The sequence below is a fragment of the Pseudomonas brenneri genome, assembly GCF_007858285.1.
Classification (GTDB): Bacteria; Pseudomonadota; Gammaproteobacteria; order Pseudomonadales; family Pseudomonadaceae; genus Aquipseudomonas; species Aquipseudomonas brenneri.
In genome coordinates this window covers 99,745-121,617 of record NZ_VFIL01000004.1, presented here as the reverse complement: position 1 = coordinate 121,617, position 21,873 = coordinate 99,745, and the positions used below count along the sequence as shown (strand labels likewise).

Annotated in this window: 23 protein-coding genes and 1 pseudogene; 10 read left to right on the top strand and 14 right to left on the bottom strand. The window is 59.8% G+C overall.

Annotated features, from left to right (window positions below; genetic code table 11):
- Nucleotides 1-85: 85 nt before the first annotated feature.
- Entirely contained in the window at nt 86-958 is an 873-nt protein-coding gene (locus FJD34_RS09965; protein WP_308425959.1) for a M12 family metallopeptidase, read from the top strand.
- A gap of 118 nt (nt 959-1,076) precedes the next feature.
- Nucleotides 1,077-3,365, top strand: coding sequence for a 5-methyltetrahydropteroyltriglutamate--homocysteine S-methyltransferase (metE, locus tag FJD34_RS09960; protein ID WP_032860963.1), 2,289 nt, complete (start codon nt 1,077-1,079; stop codon nt 3,363-3,365).
- Between the two features lie 139 nt (nt 3,366-3,504).
- Here the strand turns inward: metE and FJD34_RS09955 are convergent, their stop codons facing one another.
- Nucleotides 3,505-4,668, bottom strand: a complete 1,164-nt coding sequence (locus FJD34_RS09955) for a DUF1624 domain-containing protein (protein ID WP_090290872.1) — start codon at nt 4,666-4,668, stop codon at nt 3,505-3,507.
- Between the two features lie 136 nt (nt 4,669-4,804).
- Here FJD34_RS09955 and FJD34_RS09950 point away from each other — a divergent pair, with 136 nt between their 5' ends.
- Nucleotides 4,805-5,350 carry a DUF924 family protein gene (locus tag FJD34_RS09950; RefSeq protein ID WP_032860961.1) on the top strand — a complete coding sequence of 182 codons (546 nt, stop codon included), beginning with the start codon at nt 4,805-4,807 and terminating at the stop codon, nt 5,348-5,350.
- Here the strand turns inward: FJD34_RS09950 and FJD34_RS09945 are convergent.
- Nucleotides 5,325-6,659, bottom strand: coding sequence for a hypothetical protein (locus FJD34_RS09945; protein WP_032860960.1), 1,335 nt, complete (start codon nt 6,657-6,659; stop codon nt 5,325-5,327). The two genes, FJD34_RS09950 and FJD34_RS09945, sit on opposite strands and share 26 nt — an antisense overlap.
- 227 nt (nt 6,660-6,886) lie before the next feature.
- Between FJD34_RS09945 and yfcF the strand changes: the two genes are divergently transcribed.
- On the top strand, nt 6,887-7,504 hold the full coding sequence (gene yfcF / locus FJD34_RS09940) for a glutathione transferase (RefSeq protein WP_373290087.1): 618 nt from the start codon (nt 6,887-6,889) through the stop codon (nt 7,502-7,504).
- Here yfcF and FJD34_RS09935 read toward each other — a convergent pair.
- Genes FJD34_RS09935 through FJD34_RS09925 form a run of 3 tightly spaced genes read right to left on the bottom strand, consistent with a single transcriptional unit; the run spans nt 7,479 to nt 9,294 of the window.
- Nucleotides 7,479-7,754 (bottom strand): hypothetical protein, encoded by a 276-nt coding sequence (locus FJD34_RS09935; RefSeq protein WP_090290874.1) that lies wholly within the window; start codon nt 7,752-7,754, stop codon nt 7,479-7,481. The genes yfcF and FJD34_RS09935 overlap by 26 nt on opposite strands.
- A gap of 47 nt (nt 7,755-7,801) precedes the next feature.
- Entirely contained in the window at nt 7,802-8,551 is a 750-nt protein-coding gene (locus FJD34_RS09930) for a creatininase family protein (protein ID WP_032860957.1), read from the bottom strand.
- Between the two features lie 44 nt (nt 8,552-8,595).
- Nucleotides 8,596-9,294 (bottom strand): murein L,D-transpeptidase catalytic domain family protein, encoded by a 699-nt coding sequence (locus FJD34_RS09925; RefSeq protein WP_090290875.1) that lies wholly within the window; start codon nt 9,292-9,294, stop codon nt 8,596-8,598.
- 37 nt (nt 9,295-9,331) lie between these two features.
- Here FJD34_RS09925 and FJD34_RS09920 point away from each other — a divergent pair, with 37 nt between their 5' ends.
- Both FJD34_RS09920 and FJD34_RS09915 read left to right on the top strand, forming a co-directional pair.
- On the top strand, nt 9,332-10,903 hold the full coding sequence (locus FJD34_RS09920) for a L,D-transpeptidase family protein (RefSeq protein WP_090290876.1): 1,572 nt from the start codon (nt 9,332-9,334) through the stop codon (nt 10,901-10,903).
- A gap of 133 nt (nt 10,904-11,036) precedes the next feature.
- The gene (locus tag FJD34_RS09915) at nt 11,037-11,420 is read left to right on the top strand and encodes a hypothetical protein (RefSeq protein WP_090290877.1); all 384 of its coding nucleotides are present in this window, start codon (nt 11,037-11,039) and stop codon (nt 11,418-11,420) included.
- Between the two features lie 46 nt (nt 11,421-11,466).
- On the opposite strand, the gene FJD34_RS09910 is transcribed toward FJD34_RS09915, so the two are convergent.
- The 3 genes and pseudogenes from FJD34_RS09910 to FJD34_RS28285 form a co-directional block, all read right to left on the bottom strand.
- The gene (locus FJD34_RS09910; RefSeq protein WP_090290878.1) at nt 11,467-12,585 is read right to left on the bottom strand and encodes an acyl-CoA dehydrogenase family protein; all 1,119 of its coding nucleotides are present in this window, start codon (nt 12,583-12,585) and stop codon (nt 11,467-11,469) included.
- 21 nt (nt 12,586-12,606) lie between these two features.
- Complete coding sequence (locus FJD34_RS09905; RefSeq protein ID WP_090290879.1) at nt 12,607-13,395, bottom strand: GNAT family N-acetyltransferase; 789 nt, start codon at nt 13,393-13,395, stop codon at nt 12,607-12,609.
- A 322-nt stretch (nt 13,396-13,717) separates the two neighbouring features.
- Nucleotides 13,718-13,883 (bottom strand): annotated as a pseudogene (locus tag FJD34_RS28285) (alpha/beta fold hydrolase); the annotation flags it as partial.
- A 132-nt stretch (nt 13,884-14,015) separates the two neighbouring features.
- Here FJD34_RS28285 and FJD34_RS09895 point away from each other — a divergent pair.
- A complete protein-coding gene (locus FJD34_RS09895) occupies nt 14,016-15,233 on the top strand; it encodes a TPM domain-containing protein (RefSeq protein ID WP_090290880.1) in 1,218 nt (405 codons plus the stop codon).
- A 14-nt stretch (nt 15,234-15,247) separates the two neighbouring features.
- Here FJD34_RS09895 and FJD34_RS09890 read toward each other — a convergent pair whose 3' ends face one another.
- The gene (locus FJD34_RS09890; protein ID WP_090290881.1) at nt 15,248-15,739 is read right to left on the bottom strand and encodes a GNAT family N-acetyltransferase; all 492 of its coding nucleotides are present in this window, start codon (nt 15,737-15,739) and stop codon (nt 15,248-15,250) included.
- A gap of 113 nt (nt 15,740-15,852) precedes the next feature.
- Nucleotides 15,853-16,455, bottom strand: a complete 603-nt coding sequence (locus FJD34_RS09885) for a LuxR C-terminal-related transcriptional regulator (RefSeq protein WP_032860949.1) — start codon at nt 16,453-16,455, stop codon at nt 15,853-15,855.
- A 113-nt stretch (nt 16,456-16,568) separates the two neighbouring features.
- Between FJD34_RS09885 and FJD34_RS09880 the strand changes: the two genes are divergently transcribed.
- The gene (locus FJD34_RS09880; RefSeq protein WP_090290882.1) at nt 16,569-18,182 is read left to right on the top strand and encodes an ATP-binding response regulator; all 1,614 of its coding nucleotides are present in this window, start codon (nt 16,569-16,571) and stop codon (nt 18,180-18,182) included.
- Here FJD34_RS09880 and FJD34_RS09875 read toward each other — a convergent pair.
- The gene (locus tag FJD34_RS09875; RefSeq protein WP_032860946.1) at nt 18,175-18,507 is read right to left on the bottom strand and encodes a hypothetical protein; all 333 of its coding nucleotides are present in this window, start codon (nt 18,505-18,507) and stop codon (nt 18,175-18,177) included. The genes FJD34_RS09880 and FJD34_RS09875 overlap by 8 nt on opposite strands.
- A gap of 192 nt (nt 18,508-18,699) precedes the next feature.
- On the opposite strand from FJD34_RS09875, the gene FJD34_RS09870 reads away from it, so the two are divergent.
- Nucleotides 18,700-19,170, top strand: coding sequence for a GNAT family N-acetyltransferase (locus FJD34_RS09870; protein ID WP_090290883.1), 471 nt, complete (start codon nt 18,700-18,702; stop codon nt 19,168-19,170).
- Here FJD34_RS09870 and FJD34_RS09865 read toward each other — a convergent pair.
- The 3 genes from FJD34_RS09865 to FJD34_RS09855 form a co-directional block, all read right to left on the bottom strand.
- On the bottom strand, nt 19,151-19,645 hold the full coding sequence (locus tag FJD34_RS09865) for an HIT family protein (protein WP_090290884.1): 495 nt from the start codon (nt 19,643-19,645) through the stop codon (nt 19,151-19,153). The genes FJD34_RS09870 and FJD34_RS09865 overlap by 20 nt on opposite strands.
- 324 nt (nt 19,646-19,969) lie before the next feature.
- Nucleotides 19,970-20,440, bottom strand: a complete 471-nt coding sequence (locus FJD34_RS09860) for a copper chaperone PCu(A)C (protein ID WP_032860943.1) — start codon at nt 20,438-20,440, stop codon at nt 19,970-19,972.
- A complete protein-coding gene (locus tag FJD34_RS09855; protein ID WP_032860942.1) occupies nt 20,440-21,045 on the bottom strand; it encodes an SCO family protein in 606 nt (201 codons plus the stop codon). Before FJD34_RS09855 ends, FJD34_RS09860 begins: the two co-directional genes overlap by 1 nt.
- A 327-nt stretch (nt 21,046-21,372) precedes the next feature.
- Here FJD34_RS09855 and FJD34_RS09850 point away from each other — a divergent pair, with 327 nt between their 5' ends.
- On the top strand, nt 21,373-21,816 hold the full coding sequence (locus FJD34_RS09850) for a hypothetical protein (RefSeq protein ID WP_065943617.1): 444 nt from the start codon (nt 21,373-21,375) through the stop codon (nt 21,814-21,816).
- Nucleotides 21,817-21,873: the final 57 nt, after the last annotated feature.

Below are 21,873 nucleotides of genomic sequence, written 5' to 3'. Positions count from 1 at the left end.
CGTTACTTTTTTGTAGGCGCCGGCTTTGCGGCGATGGTGGCGCAATTGCTGGCGGCGGTGAGTCAGCTTCTGGCGCTGATCCTGGGTGTTGTGCACGCTCGTAAACTGCTGTCATAGCACCTGTGGAACCTATGGTGCTGAAGTACGACGTACTGGGGAATACATCATTGCTGGGGATACTACTGTGACAGTTAACCTGAACGCTTACTCAAGTGCCTACCCACTGAGTTATTCACCCAACGATAGCGCCGAGCAAACGGACAACCGGGAGGCCTCTGCACTGTCCAGGCAAAAGCGCGGGGTAGCATCAACTTCGGCGTTGTGGCCACAACATTCGGTCATAAGAATTTCCCTGATGGGTATGACCAACGAGCAAGAAACGTTCACAAAAGCCAACATTAATAAATGGGCGCCTCACGTCAATCTGACATTTGAGTTCACAGACGACGCCGATGGGGATATCAGGATTGCTGCAAACAACGACATTTCAGGGGGGCATTCGTACGTGGGTTTCCATGCGCTCGATGTGCCAGCCGAAGAACCTACAACGGTCATCGGTTTCAAGAATGGTCTCAATGCTTTTAACGCCGGTACGATCCAGCATGAATTTGGCCATGTTCTGGGGTTGCAGCATGAGCATCAGCACGAGAACAATGATTTGGATATTGACTGGTTGGAAGTTAATAAAGACTACGCAGATAAAGGCGGAGCGGAAGAAGTGAAGTTGAACTTTGAGCCCTTGGTTAACGATGTAGTTACCTCTGATTATGATCGCCAATCCATCATGCACTACGGTTTTGATTCATCCTTGCTCAATGGTGGAAACGCCATCGCGGATAACAACGAGCTCTCTGAGGGTGACATCAACTTTATTCGCTCGCTCTACCCACCTGTGGTCAGGAAAAAACCGGCCACCCTCAGTTGGTGGGATTTCCGTCAGGCTCACAAGCCTGCTTGAAAAGCACTGTGCGCCAATCATGAATAAATTTCGTGATCATCAAAAATAAAATGAGTTTGTCTCACGATGACCTGCTGCCGACAATAGCTCCCATCCCAACACATTGGAGTTTTTTGTCATGGCAGTCGCTCATTCCCTTGGATTTCCGCGCATTGGACGCGATCGTGAACTGAAAAAAGCGCAGGAAGCGTTTTGGAAGGGCGAGCTGGACGAAGCCGGCCTGCGTGCCGTAGGCCGTGAGCTGCGCAAGACCCACTGGGACTTGCAGAAACAGGCGGGCATCGAGCTGCTGCCCGCTGGGGATTTTGCCTGGTACGACCAGGTACTGACTCACTCGCTGATGTTCGGCGTGATCCCCGAGCGTTTCCGCCCGGCTGATGGCAAAGCCACGTTGCAGACCTTGTTCGGCATGGCCCGTGGTGTCAGCGACAGCTGCTGCGGCGGTGCCCATGCCCAGGAAATGACCAAGTGGTTCGACACCAACTATCACTACCTGGTACCTGAATTCAGCGTCGACCAGCAGTTTCACCTGGGCTGGGACCAGTTGTTCGAAGAAGTCAAAGAGGCCCGCGACCTGGGGCACACCGTCAAGCCGGTGGTGATCGGGCCGTTGACTTACCTGTGGCTGGGCAAGGCCAAGGGCGGCGACTTCGACAAGCTCGAACTGCTCGACCGCCTACTACCGCTGTACGGCCAGATCTTCCAGCGCCTGGCGGACCTGGGCGTGGAGTGGGTACAGATCGATGAGCCGATCCTGGTGCTTGACCTGCCTCAAGACTGGAAAAATGCGTTTGAGCGCGCCTACAACCTGATCCAGCGTGATCCGTTGAAAAAACTGGTCGCCACTTACTTTGGGGGCCTGGAAGAGAACCTCGGCCTGGCGGCCAACTTGCCGGTCGATGGCTTGCACATTGACCTGGTGCGTGCACCTGAACAGTACCCGACGATTCTCGATCGTCTGCCGGCCTATAAAGTGCTGTCCCTGGGTGTGGTCAACGGGCGTAACGTGTGGCGTTGCGACCTGGAAAATGCCTTGGCCACCTTGCAGCATGCCCATGAACGCCTGGGTGATCGCTTGTGGGTCGCGCCTTCATGCTCGTTGCTGCATAGCCCGGTGGACCTGGGGCGTGAAGACAAGCTGGATGCCGAGCTGAAAAGCTGGCTGGCCTTCGCCGTGCAGAAGTGCGAAGAAGTGGCCGTGCTGACCCAGGCCATCAACCAGCCAGAAGCCGCGAAGGTGCTGGCGGCCTTGGCCCAAAGCCGTGCCGTGCAGGCCGCCCGTGCTGCCTCGCCGCGTATCCACAAACCGGCTGTACAAGCGCGCGTTGCCGCCATCACCACCAAGGACAGCCAGCGCCAGTCGCTGTTTGCCCAGCGTATCGCCAAGCAGCGCGCCGGCCTCGACCTGCCGCTGTTCCCGACCACCACCATTGGCTCGTTCCCGCAGACCGCGTCGATCCGCCTGGCACGCCAGTCGTTCAAGGCTGGCAAGTTGAGCGAAGCCGAATATGTCGAGGCAATGCACAGTGAGATCAAACACGCCGTTGAAGTGCAGGAAAACCTCGGCCTGGACGTGCTGGTGCACGGCGAAGCTGAACGTAACGACATGGTTGAGTATTTTGCCGAACAACTGGACGGCTATGTGTTCACCCGCTTTGGTTGGGTGCAGAGCTACGGTTCGCGCTGTGTGAAACCGGCGGTGATCTTCGGCGACCTGAGCCGCCCGAAAGCCATGACCGTGGAGTGGATCCGCTACGCACAAGGCCTGACCGACAAGGTGATGAAAGGCATGCTGACCGGCCCGGTGACCATGCTGATGTGGTCATTCCCCCGTGAAGATGTGAGCCGCGAAGTGCAGGCCCGGCAACTGGCGCTGGCGATTCGCGACGAAGTGGTGGACCTGGAAGCGGCTGGCATCAAGATCGTACAGATCGATGAAGCGGCGTTTCGTGAAGGTTTGCCCCTGCGCCGGGACCAGTGGCAACACTACCTGGACTGGGCCACCGAAGTATTTCGCCTGTGCGCTTCGGGTGTGCGTGACGAAACCCAGATCCACACCCATATGTGCTACAGCGAATTCAACGATGTGATCGAGTCCATCGCGGCGATGGATGCCGATGTGATTACCATCGAGACCTCACGTTCGGATATGGAGTTGTTGGACGCGTTCGAAGCCTTCGCTTACCCGAATGACATCGGCCCGGGCGTCTACGACATCCACTCGCCACGGGTACCGGAGGTCTCGGAAATGGCCAACCTGTTGCGCAAGGCTGCCCGGCGCATTCCTGCCGAACGGCTGTGGGTCAACCCCGACTGCGGCCTGAAGACCCGCGGCTGGCCTGAGACCGAGGCGGCGTTGATCCATATGGTTGCGGCGGCTCGCCAACTGCGTACTGAGCTGGCTTAACGGCAAACACCGAGCTTGGTGTGGGACCGGTCAGTGTGGGAGCGGGCTTGCTCGCGAAAGCGGTGGTTCAGCCACTACATCTGGTGGCTGGCACGCCGCCATCGCGAGCAAGCTCGCTCCTACAGTTGGATGTTTGGGGTTAGAGGTATTTGAGCCAGGCAATATCCCGTCGCCGGGCCTTCAGCCCGGCAAACCAGCGCACTGGCAGGTACAGCGCCAGCGGCAACAGCAGCGCCACCAGCCACACCGCCCCGACGTTGTCGAACCCAAAGTACGTCCCCTGGTTCAGGCCAAACAGCGCCACGCCCATCACGTACAACACTTTCAGCACATACAAGTGCAGCAAGTAGAAGAACATCGGCACTGCGCCGAACACCGCCAGGGTACCGATCCAGCGTCGCTGCCCGGCGCGTTCGAAGGCCAGCAACAGCAATAGCCCCACACCCAATGTCAGCGCGAGGAACAGCAGCGAAGGTGGGTATTTGGTGATGTTGAAGAAACTCATCAGCGTCTGCACAGGGCTGTCATACACCTGCCATGGCGCCTCGCCGTAACCATTGATCGCGCGCAGCACTACAAAGCCAAGCAGTGCGCTGATACCTGCCAGCCACAGGTAGCGCTGACGCCGCGCTGCCGGCATCGCCCCGGCAAACCACGGGCCAATGCCGTAACCCAGGGCAATCACCCCGATCCACGGCAATACCGGGTAGGTCGTGCGCAGACGCAGGCTGTCGCCCACCTCGATCCAACTGCGTTCGTGCAGGATCGTCCAGGGAATGTGCAACGCCGAACCCGCTGCGAAATGCACGCCATCGAGCAGGTTATGCCCGCCAATGATCACCAGCGCCAGGCCGATCAGCAGTGGGCGGGGCAACCACACCAGCACGGCGAGGGCGATCATGCTCACGCCGATGGCCCAGATCACCTGCATATAGATGACGCTGGGCGGCAGTTGCAAGGTCCAGGCGAAGTTCACCAGGGTAAAATCCAGCACTACCAGAAACAGCCCGCGCTTGAACAGAAACGCCGAAACGTCACCACGGCCCTGGTATTTTTCGCCGTACAAATATGCCGACAGGCCGGTCAGCAACACAAACACCGGCGCACACAAGTGGGCCAGGGTGCGGCTGATAAACAGCGCCGGCTCCGTCGTGTCGATGTTCATCGGATCGCTGACTTGCCGGTGCAGCAGGAATGTCTCGCGCACGTGATCGAGCAACATGAACAGGATCACCAGGCCGCGTAAGGCGTCGATGGACAACAGGCGTTGGCGTGAACGGGCAGCGGGAACAGCGTCAGTCATGGTGCAAGGTCGCCGGAGGGAAAGGGGAGTGGTGGTTATCTTATAACATTGACTGGCAGTCGTGGATTTCCGAGTCGGAATCAGGCCAGGCAGATGCTAGGGTAGGGCGCAGACCTTGACGACCCAGGAGTCATTTATGAGCGTTGCGATTGATATCAAGGCTGTCGTGCAATTCTGGACGACGGCGGGCCCATCGCGCTGGTTCAAGAAAGATGAACAGTTTGATGCCGAGTTTGGCGCGCGCTTCCACGAGGCGCACTTCCAGGCGGCCAGGGGCGAGCTGGAGCACTGGATGAACGAGCCCGAAGGCGCACTGGCGCTATTGATTCTGCTTGATCAGTACCCGCGCAATGCCTTCCGGGGCACCGCCCATATGTTTGCCACCGACCCCCTGGCCAGGGCTTACGCCGGGCGTATGGTCGATGCGGGGATGGACCAACGGATCGACCCGGCATTACGGGCGTTTTGCTATTTGCCTTTCGAGCACTCCGAAAGTCCCGAGGACCAGCAGCGCTCCCTGGCGTTGAACCAGCAACTGGATGCCAACACGTATCACTGGGCCAGGGAACATGCCGAGATCATCGAGCGCTTCGGCCGTTTTCCCCATCGCAATGCGGCGTTGGGCCGGGTGACGAGCGATGAAGAGCAGGCGTTTCTCATGGGCGGGGGGTTCTCGGGCTAGGTTCCACCTTGGGTTGTCGACAGAGTTCAAGGGCATCCAGGAACTCGGCTTTGTTACTCAGTTTGCGTTTCGCTATTTCATCCTGATATTTGATGACTTGGGCTGAGGTCAGTCTCAAGCAACTGCCGAACAGCTCGTTGGCCTGTTGGATCACCGTGACTTTGTCTTGTGCGGTCACGGTGATCGCGGGATCAAACCAGGTGGAGACAAAGTTCAGCGCTGCCGCTCTTCGCCGTGGGGTGTCTGCATCACTTTCCTGGATATCTGCCAGGTAGTTTTTGCTGTCGTTGCGGTTTTCGGCGCTTTCCAGGCTGGCCTTGATGATGTCGATCCTCTCGGGGGTGATCTGCCGGCTGCCGGCTTCGCCATCCAGTTGGCTCTTGAGCGCGGAAAACACCAGTTGCTGGGAGTCATTGACCATCGCGTCTTCAGCCTTGCGCACCTCCAGCACCACATAGGAGTTGCCGCGATAGTCACAGGCGCCAGTGTCGATCTTACCGGCTACGCACTCAGCGATTTCCAGACGTCCGGTTGAGGTATTGAAGGTCAAGTCCTTCCACGGTGGCGAGGTGTTGCGATCCTCGGTACGGATCAGCACGTAGTCGCCGCTTTCCAGGTAGCCGGTTTTCGGGTTTTTTGAATTCACGCGTTTTTTCATGCCGACCAGATCAAAGGAATAAGTGAACGCATTGTCGTCCTGGTCATCCTTGATAAACGTGTCGGCCAGGGCAGACAGCACACCCGCCGCCGGGTGCGCCGGCGGATAAAAGGTTTTGCCCAGGCTGGCCAGGCTGCCGAGCATTTGCCGTACTTGGGCGCCGCTCTCATCCAGTTCGATGATGTAGATATCCAGCTTGAACGGGTTGCCGTTGTAGGTCATCGGGCCGTAGACGTTGCTGAGGTTGGCGAGGTTCAGGAATTGATTTTCCCGCACATCATTGGAGTAGAAGATGACCTTCGAGCTGCGAATGCCTTCCGCCCCCTGTTTGCGGTCGCAGGGGCTTTCACAGGTGCTTGCGACAAGCGCCACATCCCCGGTGGCCGGGTCACCACGAAAAAGACGCAATGGCGTTGCAAACTCTGTCAGATCCTTGATGAATACGGTCTTGAGCGAGATGGCGATAGGGTCGCCGGCCTTGAAGATGTGGGTCGCCTCCTTGGCGTAGATGTTCTTGGACGTCAAGGTGCCGTCGTTGGTGCCGGGACGGTGGTATCGATAGTCGATAGCTCCCTGGTTGCTGATTGCGCAGCCGCCGAGTGTCAGCAGGGTGGCGGTAGCCAGTAGGTAAGCAGGTTGCAAGGTGCGCATGGGGTTCTCCTTGACTGGCGGTCGCCTCGGCGAAGGATAGTCAAGGTTGGTGGCTTTGCCATTAAATTGCCATTGCCGGAAGGCCCCGTATTCATTGGCCGCTCCTGCACTTTTAACTGCTATTCCTCCCAGGAATGCCCCCATAGAAACTCGGCATTGTATTTATCGCCGTCCATCTCGTAGCGTGGCTGCTCACCCAAGGAGATGCCGCCGTGAGTAACCTGCCGATGCGCTTGTATGTGGATGCACCGTTCACCAGCCCGTATGCGCTGTCGGTCTTTGTGACCCTGCGTGAAAAAGGCTTGGCGTTCGAGGTACACACCCTGGACCTGGACGCGCTGGAACAGCAGGCGCCGGCCTTTGCCGGGCTGTCCGTGACCCAGCGGGTACCGACGCTTGCGCAGGATGGGTTTGCCTTGTCCGAGTCTTCGGCGATTACCGAGTACCTGGAGGATGTGTTCCCGCAGGTACCGGTGTACCCCCGGGAGCCACGTCAACGCGCACGGGCGCGGCAGATTCAGGCGTGGTTGCGTAGCGACCTGCTGCCGATCCGCCAGGAACGCTCCACGCTGGTGGTGTTTTACGGGGTCAAATACGGCCCGTTATCAACCTCGGCCCAAGCCGCTGCCGACAAACTGATTGCAGCGGCGCAGCATTGGCTGGCTGCAGGTGATGACTATCTTTTTGGCCAATGGTCGATTGTCGATGTGGACCTGGCCTTGATGCTCAACCGCTTGATCCTCAACGGTGATCCGGTGCCCGCGCCGTTGGTGGCGTATGCCCAGCGCCAGTGGCAGCGGCCATCGGTGCAGGCCTGGGTCAACCAGGTACGTCCGACGTTGTAGCGCCCAGCGGCCATTGCTGCGCGACCCGGCGGTCGAGGTCTTCCCAGTCTTCCATACCGAGCACCCGGGTCGTGTTCAAGCCGCGCAGATAACCGCGCAACTGTTGGGCGGCGACGCAGGCCTGGGCGGTATCGGTAGTTGGGTCCTGCAGGATATTTTCGTACTCGACCAAATAGTCGGCGACGCGCTCGCGAAACTCCGGCAGGACGGCGTTGCGGATGCGATCAAAAGTCTTCTGATGGGGTTTCATGGATAGGTCCTTCTTATAGATTTTATGGTGTGCCTGTGCCGCAACTATCAGCCTGGCATGGCTTCACGGCTGAATGCATCCACCGCCGACACCAGCCCCTTGGCGGCCAGGGCCACCAGTTCACCGCCTTTCTCAGGTGTGGCCAGCGCCGGGTCGGAGCCCATGCGCCCATCCGGGTGGCGGGCCCGGAAGTCCTGGGCTTCGCGGATCGGGCCGGCGGGTGCGATCCGGGGCGAGTAGTCTGCCGTCTTGATCGCATCCGGGTAAGCCCACTGGGTAATCGCGATCTCGGAAGGCGTGGCATGGGTGCCGTGCCCCGTCGGGAACTGCGCGCGCGCCAATTCGCCAACACCTTCCAGGTCCCACCAGTTGCACAGCTTCAAGGCGAAGCCGGCGGGGCGGCGGGCAAAGCTGGCCTCGGCGTACAACTCGGAAAAGGCTGCTTCAATGGTGGCGATGTTGCCGCCATGGCCATTGAGAAAGAGGATTTTCTCAAAGCCATGGGCCGCCAGGGAGCGGGTCCAGTCGCCAATCGCGGCGATAAACGTCGACGGGCGCAGGGAAATGGTGCCGGGGAACCCGAGGTGATGTTGGGCCATGCCGATATTGAACGTCGGGCCGACCAGGATATCAGCGTCTTTTTGTGCGTGATGGGCAATGATTTCCGGGCACATCCAATCGGTACCCAACAGGCCGGTGGGGCCATGTTGCTCGTTGGAACCGATGGGGATCACCACGGTGCGGCTGCGGTCGAGAAATTGGCCAATCTCGATCCACGTTGACTGGTGCAAAAGCATTTCAGGTCCTCTCTCTGGTCAGGCTCGGCCTGCCAGATACTACCTCAACCGGCGCTGGCGATCTGGCGCGGCTTGCAATTGAGGTAGGCCGAGGACTTCAGCCAGCGTTGGTCGGGGTACCAGGAAAACATGAACTGCCCACCCTTGAGCTTGTCCACCACCTGGCGCGCCACTTGCGGGCGCACGGCGGGGCAGCCCTGGCTGCGGCCGATCCGGCCTTCACGCTTGCTCCACTGGGGGCTTACGTAGTCGGCGGCATGGATCACGATGGCGCGGTCGCGGGCCAGGTCATTGAAGCCCGGTTCCAGGCCGTCCATGCGCAGCGAGTAGCCGTGGGTGCCTTGATAGCTTTCCTGAGTGCGGAACAGACCAAGGCTGGATTGGTGGCTACCTTCGTTGTTGGAGAATTGGGTGGCGAAGTTTTCCCCGGATTTTTGCCCGTGGGCCACCAGGTCGCGCAGCACCAGCTTTTTTTTGCGCAGATCGAAAATCCACAGGCGCCGGGCGGTCGAAGGTTGTGAGTAGTCGATCACTGCCAGGCGTTGCGAACGCTCCTGGCCGTTATTGACGGCGCATTGCATCGCATTGAGGGCGCTTTGGAGGACTGTGGGATTGAGTTCTGGAGCCGAACGCGCCAGGCTGCTATACAAGGTATGAGGTTTGGCATTCTCTGCGAAGGCACCCGTGCAGAACGCGGCCAGGGTGGCGGCGATCAGGCCGAGTCGGCAGTAAAAATTCTGCATTTATCTAGCATCTCCGCCGTGGATTGGAGCTAAGCCATTGTTCAAAAAACACGCATGTTACTTGAGCCTTTGCTTGCTCGTAGCACCATTGGTCGCAACAGCCGATGAAGTGCCGGTCGAGCCGTCAAACCCAGTACAGCTGGCACTTGCGCAGTTGTCGAGTGTTTGCCCCGGTTTGGCTACCCAATTGGATACCACTGCCGAACTGCGGCTGCAGGATTTTTACCAGCAACAAGGCAATGTCGGCCTCTGGTCAGAGGACGGGCGCCGAGAGGCATTGCAGGGCCAGTTGCTATTGCTGGCCGACGACGGCCTGGACCCGGCGCACTATCGACTGCCTGACGCGGTAGCCAGCGCCAATGTGTTGTGTACCGACTTCGAAACCACCCAGCACTATCTGCAAGCCCTGCATGACTTGCATTATGGCCGTCTGCAACAGTCCCATTACGAACCGCTGTGGCACTCCCAGCCACCGAGCGAGGACCCGGCCCTCGCTGTGCTGGCCCTGGCTAATACAGGGCTTGCGGACATGCCGGCAGCCTTCGATCAGGCCAGGCCAGGTGCCGAACTGTACCGCAGCCTGCGCAAGGCCTACGCCGCGCAACGCCTGCAACCCTTGCCGCAGTGGGGCGTGGTTGCCGACGGCCCGCTGCTGCGCCCCGGCCGCGAAGACCCCCGGGTGCCCGCACTGGCCCGGCGCCTGCTCAGTGGCGGCTACCTGGCGAGCCTGCCCACAGGCCCGGCCCATCTCTACGGCAACGACCTGGTGACGGCAGTTAAGAGCTTCCAGGCCAGCCATTCGCTGCAAGCCGATGGGGTGATCGGCCCGGGCACGGTGGCGGAGCTCAACGTCAGCCCGGCGGTGCGTCGCGAGCAACTGCGGGTCAACCTCGAGCGTTTTCGCTGGCTGGCCCAGGACCTGGAGCCTGATGGCATCCTGGTCAACGTCGCGGCTGCCCAGTTGAGCGTCTACCAGGGCGGTGTCCCCGTGTGGCAGACCCGCTTGCAGGTGGGCCGCGCCGAACGGCAAACGCCGCTGCTCAAGTCGCGTATCACGCGGTTGACCCTCAACCCCACCTGGACGATCCCGCCGACCATCATGCGCGAGGACAAGTTGCCGGCCATTCGCCTGAACCCGGAGTACTTGCGCCAGCAGAACCTCAAAGTGCTCGACAGTGAAGGTCGCGCCCTGTCGCCCGAACAAGTGGACTGGTCGCGCCCGGGTAATATCCTCCTGCGCCAGGACGCCGGCCCGCGCAACCCGTTGGGCAGGATCGTCCTGCGTTTCCCCAACCCATTCTCCGTCTACCTGCACGATACGCCCAGCCAGCCGTTGTTCAGCAAGGGACCGCGGGCGTTCAGTTCCGGGTGTGTGCGGGTGGAGCAACCGATGGTGCTGCGCGACTTGCTGGTGAACCCGGCGGAAAAGGCGCGGACCGAGGAATTGCTGGCGACCGGGGTGACCCATGAGTTCCGGCTGGCCACGCCGGTCCCGGTGTTGCTGGGCTATTGGACGGTGCAGGTGGATAGCCAGGGTGCGTTGCTGTACGCACCGGATATTTATAGCCGCGACGGTGTGCTGTTGAAGGCCCTGGGCGCTGTCCTGTAGGGGCTGTCGTGAAACTGCGCAATATGAGACCCGGTTGGCATCCTTGAAAGAATAGCCATCAGATAATTCTGAAAAGCTCAAGAAACCAACCATGCTTGCCGACGTGATGGGTACATACCCAGGAGCGTTCAATATGAGCAGTCAACGTTTGGCAGTTGGTATCAGCCTGTTTCTTGCGCTCGTCAGTGGCAGTGGCCAGGCGGCCACGACCGTGGCCCAAGGTGTTATCCAGTTCCGTGGCAGCATTGTCGAGGCGACGTGCAATGCGGGCGATGGGGCGGGGTCGACACTGGCCTTGAGGGGTTGCCCGATGTTTGCACCTGGGGGCAACATCGGCGCCTATGGCGTCGAGCCGGTTCGTACGGTCAGTGCGCCGGATCGCTCGGCGGTCAAGGTCACGCTGGTGGCCGAAACGACGGGTGATGGCCGTTACTTCGACCGGCAATACCGCTTGAACGATGCGGCGGGAAAACCGTTGCAGTCGGGGGCTTACCTGGTGACGCTGAGTTACCCATAAGGCCAGTCGAAGGCTTGCCGGATGCGCGGTTCCGGCAGGCTGCGGCCTAGCTCAGCTGTTCACACAGGAACGCGGTGCTGGCAAGTCTGGAGGTCGGGTGGAATGCCAACAAACGAGTGGCAACCAGCAGATACGCGACCTCTTCTGAAGACATGAAGGCCATGCCTCCCAGGATTTCGAAAGCGCGAGTGCTAATGCGGTTCACGGCGTCCTGTATGGCAAACCGGGTTGCCTGTGCTCGCGCCAAATCACTGCGCAAGAAGCGATTGTCGTCTATCGACGCTGCCAGGCCGCGCAAAGCCATTGTGGCGCCTTGCAGATCGATGAGCAGCAGGGCTCGATCTTCTTGCGAGCCTTTTTTACCGGTCAATGCACGTGACGCCAACGCCGATGCCATTCCCAGGTAGGACGCGCTGGCCAGCAGTTGAAACCAGATGGCGAACAAATGGTTGCCGGTTCCTTGTTGAGCCTCATCGAGTTGATCATCGACGGCTGCGCTGAAACACATCATGGCTTCGGGAACCATCAAGTTATTGAAGATGACTTCATGGCTGTCAGCCGCCTGCAAATGCGGTACGGACCAGAACTCTTTCCGCTCGATGCTCGGGTCTGCGGCAAATCCTACGCCTATGCCGATTTGGGGCTGGCCTTGAGGGGCCATGTAGTTGACGCCAAAGGTGATGAGGTCGAAGTGATGTGTCATGGTGCAAGGTTTCTTGCTGCCGTTGACGAGGTAGCCGCCGAGGGTTTTTTGAACGGCCATTGTCGACGCTAAAATAGGCGTATTCGTGCGCCCTTCGGCAAAGCCTGAGGCAACTAATAAGTTGTCGCGAGCGATCATGGCCAACAATCCCTGGATATCTGGGAAGAAATGCCTGGCGGCCATCATTCCGGCGACAGTGTGGTGATGCATGGTCATCATAATTGCCAGGGACGGACAATGTGCACCGACCCAAGTATGCAGTTGCGCCATGTCCAATGCACTGGCACCTGCGCCACCCAGCTCTTTGCCAATGGTGAGCGCGGGTTGGCCGAACTTTCGAAATAGGTCGGCTAAGCGCCGAGACTCTCCACGCTCAAGATCAAGAAGTGAGGCGGTTTCAAGAAAAGATACCATCTCCGGCATCCATTTGAAGGCAGTGTTTCTTTCTTCTTGTAATAACATATCGATTAAGTTCTTTAAGGTTCAGGAGGGGTGTGCAGGCGTATCTGTCTTCAGGTAATGACGCGCATAGCGGCTGTCCAACTTCGACAGTGGTAACAACATAAAGAAATCAGCTGCATTGTAATCAGGATCCCAGGCGGGCTCGCCACACACCCAGGCGCCGCTGCGCAAATAACCCTTTAACAGCGGAGGCATCTGTGGAATATGTCCACTTTCACGCTCATGCACGGGAAATGGATTGTGCGGGGTCACGTGATATTCGCTGGGGGCAAAGTTTTGCGCGGTCAAGGCGTGATACAACGCTGCGGCATTGTGGCCGCCATCCGCCAGGCTTACGCTGGCGCAACCCACCAAATAATCGCTGCGTTCACGTCGCATATACATGGCCAACCCCGTCCATAACAGCATGATGACACTGCCGCTGCGGTAATCCGGGTGCACGCAGGCATGCCCTGCTTCGGTCATGCGCGGTCGTAAGTGATTCAGGCGACTGAGGTCAAATTCCTGCTCGCAATAGTAACGTCCCATGCGTTGTGCGGCCGTGGGGCTCATCACGCGATAAGTCCCCACCACGTATGATGTCTGAGTGTCGCGCACTATCAGGTGATCACAGTAGGCATCAAACTCATCAATATTTAAACTGCCGGAGTTGATAGGTTCGGAAAGCTGGAAAGTTTTAGTGAAAACTCTATGGCGTAGACGTTGTGCTTCACGTATTTCTTGCGGTGTGCTGGCAAGACTTATGGTCAATTTTGTATGTTTTAAGTGTGCGCTTGAATGGCTCTCATTGGACGGTGTCATTGATTGCATGCGACTTCCATTTAGATTTGTTTAATCCTGTCTGATAGCGCTCGAAATAATAACGTTCCACTTTTGGCCGCGGCATAAGGAAAGTCTGAAGTGTTCGCAAATACATGCGTTGAGAATAAGACAGGACTCGTCTGTGGACCTCGCTGTCCTGGCCGGCGCATGGTTATGGACCGAGAGGCTGGCCCCGTCGCGATTGGTTGTTGCAGCTCGCGTTCGTACTTGACACGGTCGGTGGTGCCGAACTGTGCCAGGGGCTCGGGCAACGGGTCATTGGCCATGAATAACTATCCATGGCACCAGAAAGCCATCCATCGCGTCCGCACAGGCCGGCGCCTACCAGGTCATACAGCACCACGCGAAAACGCTCGATGAAATAGGGCAGCAGGTAATTCCACATGACCTGGTTGCAGTCAAAGCCATGGGAAAACGACCAGGGTCGTGGAGCCATTGCCCATTACGTTGACGTTGTTGCGATGTCGAAGGTCCATGGGAGTACTAGTGAAGTCATTTTGCCATGAGATTTTGCCGTCAATTTAGAGCGTCATCCGTATGGGGTCACTAGGTATAGCGTTGATAGGTTAAAGTCGCTGCCTTCAGGATGAAACGTCAGGTAACAAAGTATGCGGCTGTTTTTACGGCAATCGGCCCTGGGCCTGCTGGTCATGGTGTTCACCGCGCTGGCCTTGGCGCAAACGGCGCCACCGGCACTGGTCAACGTGGCATTGAACCAGCGGGTGATCGACCTGACCAATACCCTGGATACCTCGACCCAGCAGCGTCTGACCAACCAGCTTGCGGATCTCGAACAGCGCAAGGGCGCGCAGATCGCCGTGATGCTACTGCCAAGTACCGGCGACGCTGATATTGACGCGTTCACCACCCAGCTGTTCCGCGCCTGGAAACTGGGGCGCAAGGGCATCGACGACGGTATTTTGCTGCTGGTGGTCAAGGACGACCGCAAGGTACGGATTGAAGTCGGCTACGGCCTGGAAGGGGTGGTCACGGACCTGTTGAGCCACCGGATTATCGAGGAACAGCTGACCCCGGCGTTTCGCCAGGGCAATTACGCTGCGGGTGTGCAGCACGCCGTGGATGCCCTGACCATGCTGGTAGAGGGGGAGGACATGCCGGCGGTGGACGACACCCGGGAGACGATCGATGAGTCTGCGGTGTTACTGGCGTTGCTCCTCGGCGCTGTTGGCGGGGTGCTGCTGGCCGCGGGCAAGCTGCATTGGCGACGGGGCCTGATCGCTGCCCTGGTGTTGACCGTTCTGCTGACGGCGTTGGCCGCGATCAATGGCAAGGCCTGGCCGTTGTATATGCTGGCACTGCCGTTTTGCATGTCGATCACCGCGGCTATATTTGGCGCATTGTGGCAGGCCAAGGCGGTGTTTTATTTCGTGCTGGGGCTGATTGCCTACAGCGTCGGCCTGGGGCTGGTGGATCACTACCTGACGCAAGTGTCCTTCATCAACTGGCTGGCATGGCCGATGGCCGGGTTGGTGGTACTTGGCCTGTACCTGATCCTGTTCATGGTGATGAAGGCTGCCTGGAAAAACAGCCCGCTAGGGTTCTGCGTGCAGTCAGTGATGGTGCTGGGGGTGTATGGCGCGGCGGGCTACTTGTTGGAGCTGGGGCTTGAAGGCTGGTTGTTCGCCTTGCCCATCAGCTCGTTCGCGGCGCTGTTCATCTATGGCCAGGGTACGGGGGGATCGGGCTCCAGTTCCAGTTCCAGCGATCGCTCAAGCTCCAGCTCCAGTTCGAGCTCAAGCTCCGGTGGTGGGTTTTCCGGTGGCGGCGGCTCCAGCGGCGGCGGTGGGGCCTCGGGGAGCTGGTGAAGCCCGGCGTCTGTTCAGAGCGCCATTACCATCTCATGCCACGCCATCCCGCCGTGGTCTGATGCCGAGGGCTGCACATACTGGTAGCCCATGCGCGTGTACAGCGGCACATGCTGTTGCTTGCACATCAGGTGGATGGTTTGCTTGCCCATCTCGCGCATCTGCTGCACAAATGCCGTCATCAATTGCGTGGAATACCCCTTGCCCTGATGCGCCGGGTCGACCACCACCGACATGATCACCACATTTGGCGCATCTGCCGAGTGCCCTACCAATTCCTTGAAGGCCTCGTCCGACATCGCCACGTCATGGGCGCAACCGCCGTTGATAAAGCCTGCGACCTGGCCGTCGACTTCCAGGATCAGGAAACCTTCCGGGTACAGGGCGATACGCGTGGCGATCTTCTCCAGTGTCGCGGCTTCATCACCCTCGTAGGCGCTGATTTCGATCTCGTAACAGCGCTCGGCATCTGCCGGGGTGGCGTTGCGTAGGGTGAGGGTGGGCATGGCGGTTCCTGGGCTGGGCGGTTGAGCGAGGGGCTGCATGATAGCGGGGTAGGTGTACTGACGAAAATCCCATAGATAAAACCCGCCCACAGTAGATGCCGGCAAGTCGGCACCTACAAGGACGCGCTGTATTTGACGGCCGCCGCCGCCCGCGATGGTACGTTCAGGCTTCTCAGCAATCCCGAGACATGGATGCGCACGGTAAACGGTGAAATATCCAGGGCCTTGGCGATTTCCTTGTTGGTCTTGCCTTGGGCGATCAGCCGCAATACGTCTTGCTGACGCGCGGTCAGGGTGTTGGTGTCCAGCGGCAACAGCCCCGAGGGTGCAAACTTGACCAGCACCTCGCCTTGGCGAATGGCGAGCAGGGCCTGGCCGATTTCTTCGGGGGCGATGTTTTTGCCGATAAAACCATCGGCGCCCATCGCCATCACCTGTTCGATCAACTGCGGGTCATCGACCATCGATACCACGATCAACGTAGTGCGCCGCAGTTGCTGGCGCAGCTCGCCCAACTGGCTGATGCAGGTCAGGCCCGGGAAGCGCAGGTCGAGGATCAGCGTGTCGACTTCGCCGCCGGTCTTGAGCATTTCCAGCACCGTGTCCAGGTCGCCCGCCTGTTCCACGCAGGCCTCGGGCAGCAGGCGTTGCACGGTACGCAGCATGCCCTCGCGAAACATCGGGTGATCGTCGGCGATAATGATCCGGCATGTCATGGGGTGCTCCTCCCTGGGGCCAGGTTGTCCTGTGGCATGCTACTTTAACACTCTGCTCAGCGCCTGCCTCCCAGGCGCACAGATATGACGATGACCGTACAAGGACGTTGCCCATGAAGTTCGTGAAAGACGCCGAACTGGATCAAGCCAACCTGCGCATTGTGGTTGCCGCCATAGCCCTGGTTTACATCGGCCTGCTGGGTTTTCTGCCGGGGCAATCGGTGGCGCGCTATGTGCCGGTAATGATCTATATCGGCCTGTTCCTGCTGGTCTCGATTGTGCTGCGCCAGGTCATCGCGCGCTGGCCGGGGCATTACCCGGCACGGCGGATTTTCGGGATGATCCACGACTACACTGGCACCTCGTTCGGCCTGGTGGTGGGCGGGGAGGCGGCGCTGCCGCTGTATGCGGTGATGGTCTGGGTCAACCTCGGCAACGGCATGCGCTATGGCTCGCGCTACCTGGCGATTGCCACGGGCCTGGCGCTGCTGGCGCTGCTGATCGTGTATCGGCTGACACCACTGTGGCAGGCACAACCGTTTATGGTGTTGATGCTGATGATCACCAGCACGGTGATCCCGATCTACGCCCACCTGTTGCTGGAGCGCACGCGCAAGGCGTCTGAAGAAGCCATCGCCGCCAACCTGGAAAAGTCGCGCTTCCTGGCCCAGGCCAGCCATGACCTGCGCCAGCCGATTCACTCCATCGGCCTGTTTACCGCGTGTCTGCGCGAAGCACGGCTGGGCGATGAAGAGCGGCGCCTGGTCGACAATATCGACCGTTCGCTGCTCAACGTATCGCAGTTGTTCCGCTCCATCCTTGATCTCTACACCTTGGACAACGGCCGGCTGCTGCCCAAATACCAAGCGGTTCACCTGGACGAGTTGCTCGCCGACCTGGTGCGCCAGAACGCCGAAGCCGCGCGTTGGGCCGGGGTGGAGCTGCGTTTGCGGCCATGCGCCCATTGGGTCAGGGTCGACCCGGCACTGCTGGCGACCATGGTGCAGAACGTGCTCTCCAATTGCTTTAAATATGGCGGCCAGCACCCGGTGCTGATCGGTGTGCGCAAGCGCGGCGACGGGGTCGTGATAGACATTCATGACCAGGGGCGGGGGATTGCCGAAGAACATCTGCCCAAGGTCTTTGAAGAGTTCTATCGCGTGCGTCAACAGCGGGACAAGGACGTTGAGGGCGTCGGCCTGGGGCTGTCCATCGTCAAGCGCCTGGGCCAGTTGATGGAGCTGGACGTGGTGTTGCGTTCACGAGTTGGCCGTGGCACCTCCGTCAGCCTGCAGGGCTTGCCCCTGGCGGTAGCATCCCGGCCGATGCTGGTTCGCGACGACGCGCGCCAGGTTGGACTGCTGACCGGGTTGAAAGTGTGCCTGGTGGAAGATGACCACAACGTGTTGCTGGCCACCCAGGCCTTGTTGGAACGCTGGGGCTGTGAAGTGCAGGCCGAATCCTCAGGGCACAACCTGGTCAGTGATTGCGACATCATCGTCGCCGACTATGACCTGGGCAATCAGGCCACCGGTATCGAGTGCATCGACCACCTGCGCCAGCAGCGCGGTTGGGCGGTGCCGGCGCTGATCCTCACCGGACACGACGTAGAGAAGATCCAGGCGGCATTGCATGATCGCCAGATCGCGATCCTCTCCAAGCCCGTGCGCCCCGCAGAGCTGCGGGGTACGCTACGAGCGCTCAGCCAGCAGGCGGCAATCAGTTAAACGGCATCAGCGGGTTGCCACGGGCACCCTTGGGTTGGCAGTAGGCGGCGGGTTTCATCAAGCCAAAGCTGGCCACGGCAAACATCCCGCCGCTGGCACCGCTGGGCACGGAGCAGTTGTAGTCGCCGGACGCGGTGCTGGCGATGTAATAGGTGGTCATGGAGTCGCTGCGAACATTGGAAACACGCTTGACCGGCTCGCCGAGGTTGGTTTCCGAGAGGGTCTTGAGATGGTCTTCGGTGGGCTTGATATTGCTGCAACCGGCAACGCCGATCATCAGGGCGCCCAGCAGGGCAAGGCGGGTGACAGGGGAGTGCAGTTTCATGGCGCTTCTTCCTTGGGGTTGTTTTGGTTTTTTCAACGCACAACGATCCCTTGCACGGCGGGTTCGACGTGCTGGCGGGGAGCATTGGGGTTGCCGGGGAATATAGCGCCGGGTGCTTGCGAGGTCGATTAGCACAAGTGTGCTAATGGCACCTTGAGGTCATGGCAAACAGGTTTATTCAGGGAGATTCGAATGCTGCATATCAGACGCGCCACTCACGACGACGGCCCCATCGCCTTCGACATCCGCCTGCAGGCGATCCGCAGCCAATGCATCGGCGCCTACACCGCCGAACAGATGCTGACCTGGACCCGTGGCGCGGCCGAGGACGGCTATAGCGCACTGATGGGCAAGCCGTTCTACCTGGGTTGCGTCGACGGTGAGCCGGTCGCTACCGGCATGCTCGACCCGGACCATCGGGAAGTCGGTGCACTGTTTGTACTGCCCGGTTTTACCGGGCGCGGGTTTGGCGGGCAGATGCTTGAGCACTTGGAGCAGGTGGCGCTGGAGTTGGGGATTGCGCAGGTGGTGCTGGATGCAACCTTGAATGCCGCACAGTTCTATCGCAGCCGGGGTTACCAAGGCTGCGAACAGTCCATCTATCATTCGCCCACGGGGCTGGATCTGGCGTGTATCCCGATGGTCAAGCGCCTGTCCCCTTGAACGCTTCACGCAGGCGCTCAATCACTGCCGGTACCGAGAGCCCGGCAGTGGCTGGCGGCGTCGGGTTTTCACCGAACTCGCGCCAGATAAACAGAGTGAGTTCAGCCCCATCCGTCAACGATTGCCCGGAGCTGCCAGCGCCGAAGTTTTGCAGGACCCTGTAGCGTTCATCCTGCCAGAACAGGGTCTCGACCCAGTCATAGACCGGGATCAAATGAAAGTGCAACGGGAAGCCGGGCATATGCCCAAAGCGGCTGATATACAGCCATTTGGGTTGCAGTTGCGCTTGCATCACCCGCTGGGTTTTCGCCAGCAGGCCGCCCAGTTCCGCCAGGGCCGCGTCCGGCAGGTCAGCCAGTGAGCTGACCGGCGTCTTGGCCCCCAGCATCAAATAACCGGGCAGGGCCGAGGCCAAGTGATGGTTGAGCAGCCAGTGCTCGGTTTCGTGGAGGATATGGGATGGGGCAATGTGCATGGTTGGGCACCTGGCAGGTCGGACCGGCAGGATACCAAGGGCAAATCCTGGATCCCATCGGTGCTGATGGCAGGGATTAGTTATCAGGCTGGCGGAGGGCCTAAAATCACAAACAAAGCAAGGCGGTCTGACAGCCGACCTGATCGTTGAAGCGTACGCGTTCCCTGTGGGAGCTGGCTTGCCTGCGATGGTCGCTAACGATGACGGATGAATACCTGGCACCCTGCGGCGGCCTTATTGACGCCATCACAGGCAAGCCAGCTCCCACAGGGGGATGCAGCTCCGCGCTTTTGCTCTGCTTTTGATCTTGGGCGCCCCTGCGGATCAGTGGTGCATGTGTTCGCCGTCAGCGCTGCCCAGGCTGCGGGCAGGGGCCTGGACCTGAATGTCCTGCTTCTCGCCCTTGGCATTTTCCACGGTCAGGGTCAGCGGCACCTGGTCGCCTTCCTTGATCTGGCCCGTCAGGCCCATGAGCATCACGTGATAACCCTCGGGATCGAGCTTCACTGCCTGGCCGGCCGGCAGGGCCACGGAGTCCACCGGGCCCATGCGCATGACGTCGTCCTTCATGCTCATCTCATGAATCTGCACATCCTTGGCCACCGGCGACTTGACGCTGAGCAACTTGCTGTCGCTGTCGGCGGTCAGGGTCATGAACGCCCCGCTCGAATGCTGGCCCGGCACAGTGGCGCGGGCCCAGGCGTCGCTGATCTGGACCTGGGCGCTGGCGTGGGCGGCGAGGCCCAGCAGGGAAAGACCGAGGGCGATGCGCTTGAGGGTTTGGACAGCAGTCATTAGCAGACCTCCATGACGGTGAGCAGGTCTTCTGCGCACTCTTTGGCGTTAAGGGATGCCGACAGGCCCAGGCGCAGGTTGCTGCGGGTGTCGAACACAAAACTGGTGGCGGTGTGAGACAGGGTGTAGGTGTCGCCGGCGGGGATCTTTTCATAAAAGATCCCGAACTCCTTGGCGGCCACGGCGATTTCTTCCGGGGTGCCGTAGAGTGCTTCGAAGCTGGGGTCGAAGGCCTTGACGTAGGCGTCGAGCACCTGGGGCGTGTCGCGTTCCGGGTCCAGGGTGATGAAGATCACCTGCATGATTTCGCCGTCGCGGCCCATCAGCTTCTTGGCCTGGGCCATGCGCGCCAGGGTGGTAGGGCACACAGCCGGGCACTGGGTGAAACCGAAGAACACCACCGGCATCAGGCCGCGGAACGAGGTCAGGGTCACGGTTTCGCCAGCGGTGTTCTTGAGCTTGAACGTGCGGCCCATGATCTTGTTGCTCAGGTCCTTGCCGTACTTGAAGTTCAGCTTGGGGCCGGTGTCGCAGCCGCTCAACAGGCCCAGGCCCAGCAGGCCCATACCGGTAAGGACCTTACGACGGGTGAATAACGTACTCATGAAAGGGGCGTCCCGTGAAGCGCCTGACGGCTGCGCATAACAGGTCAGTCAGGCTTTGAAAAGCGGTGAACAGGAAGGTGGGTAGTCTACCGACCTTGATCGCGCTTGATAATCTGCGACGTTCTGCCACAGGGGCGGTGGCCACCTTACCAGCCAAGGGGGTAATTGCGTCTGTGGCACACTGTCGCAGACATCGGCAAAGGCCCGCCGCACAAGGCTTGGGGCAAATGTATCAACGATTATCAGGGCCCTTGACCCGCATCAAGGCAGCGCTTGCTCGCTGTAGGGCACAGTCACGGTATAAGGACCGGCCACCGTGAGGCTCTGATGCTCTATCTTTTGTTCCTGCTGGCCCATCTGTTCGCAGCGCTGATTTTCATCGGCACGGTGTTCTTTGAAGTGTTGATCCTTGCCAGTGTGCACAGGCAACTGCCGGCCCGCGTCATGTTGCTGGTGGAGCAAGGCATTGGTCGCCGGGCCAGGGCTTTGATGCCGTGGGTGCTGCTGGTGCTGTTCGGCGCCGGCATCGGCATGGTCTGGCTGCGCTACCTGCCGGTGCTGGCCGCGCCGTCGAGTTCGGCATTCGGTGCGCTGCTGACCCTCAAGCTGATCCTGGCCGCCAGTGTGCTGATGCATTTTTTGCTGACGGTGGGGTTGATGCGCCGTGGGCAGGTCAGCGCGGCCTATCTGCGCTTTGTCCATCTGAGCCTGTTCTGCCATATGGTCGCCATTGTGTTGCTGGCCAAGGGCATGTTCTACATCACCTGGTAATCGCCGGCGCTTGATGCATATCAAGGTGCGCTGTCCGGTCGCACCGCACAATGACCC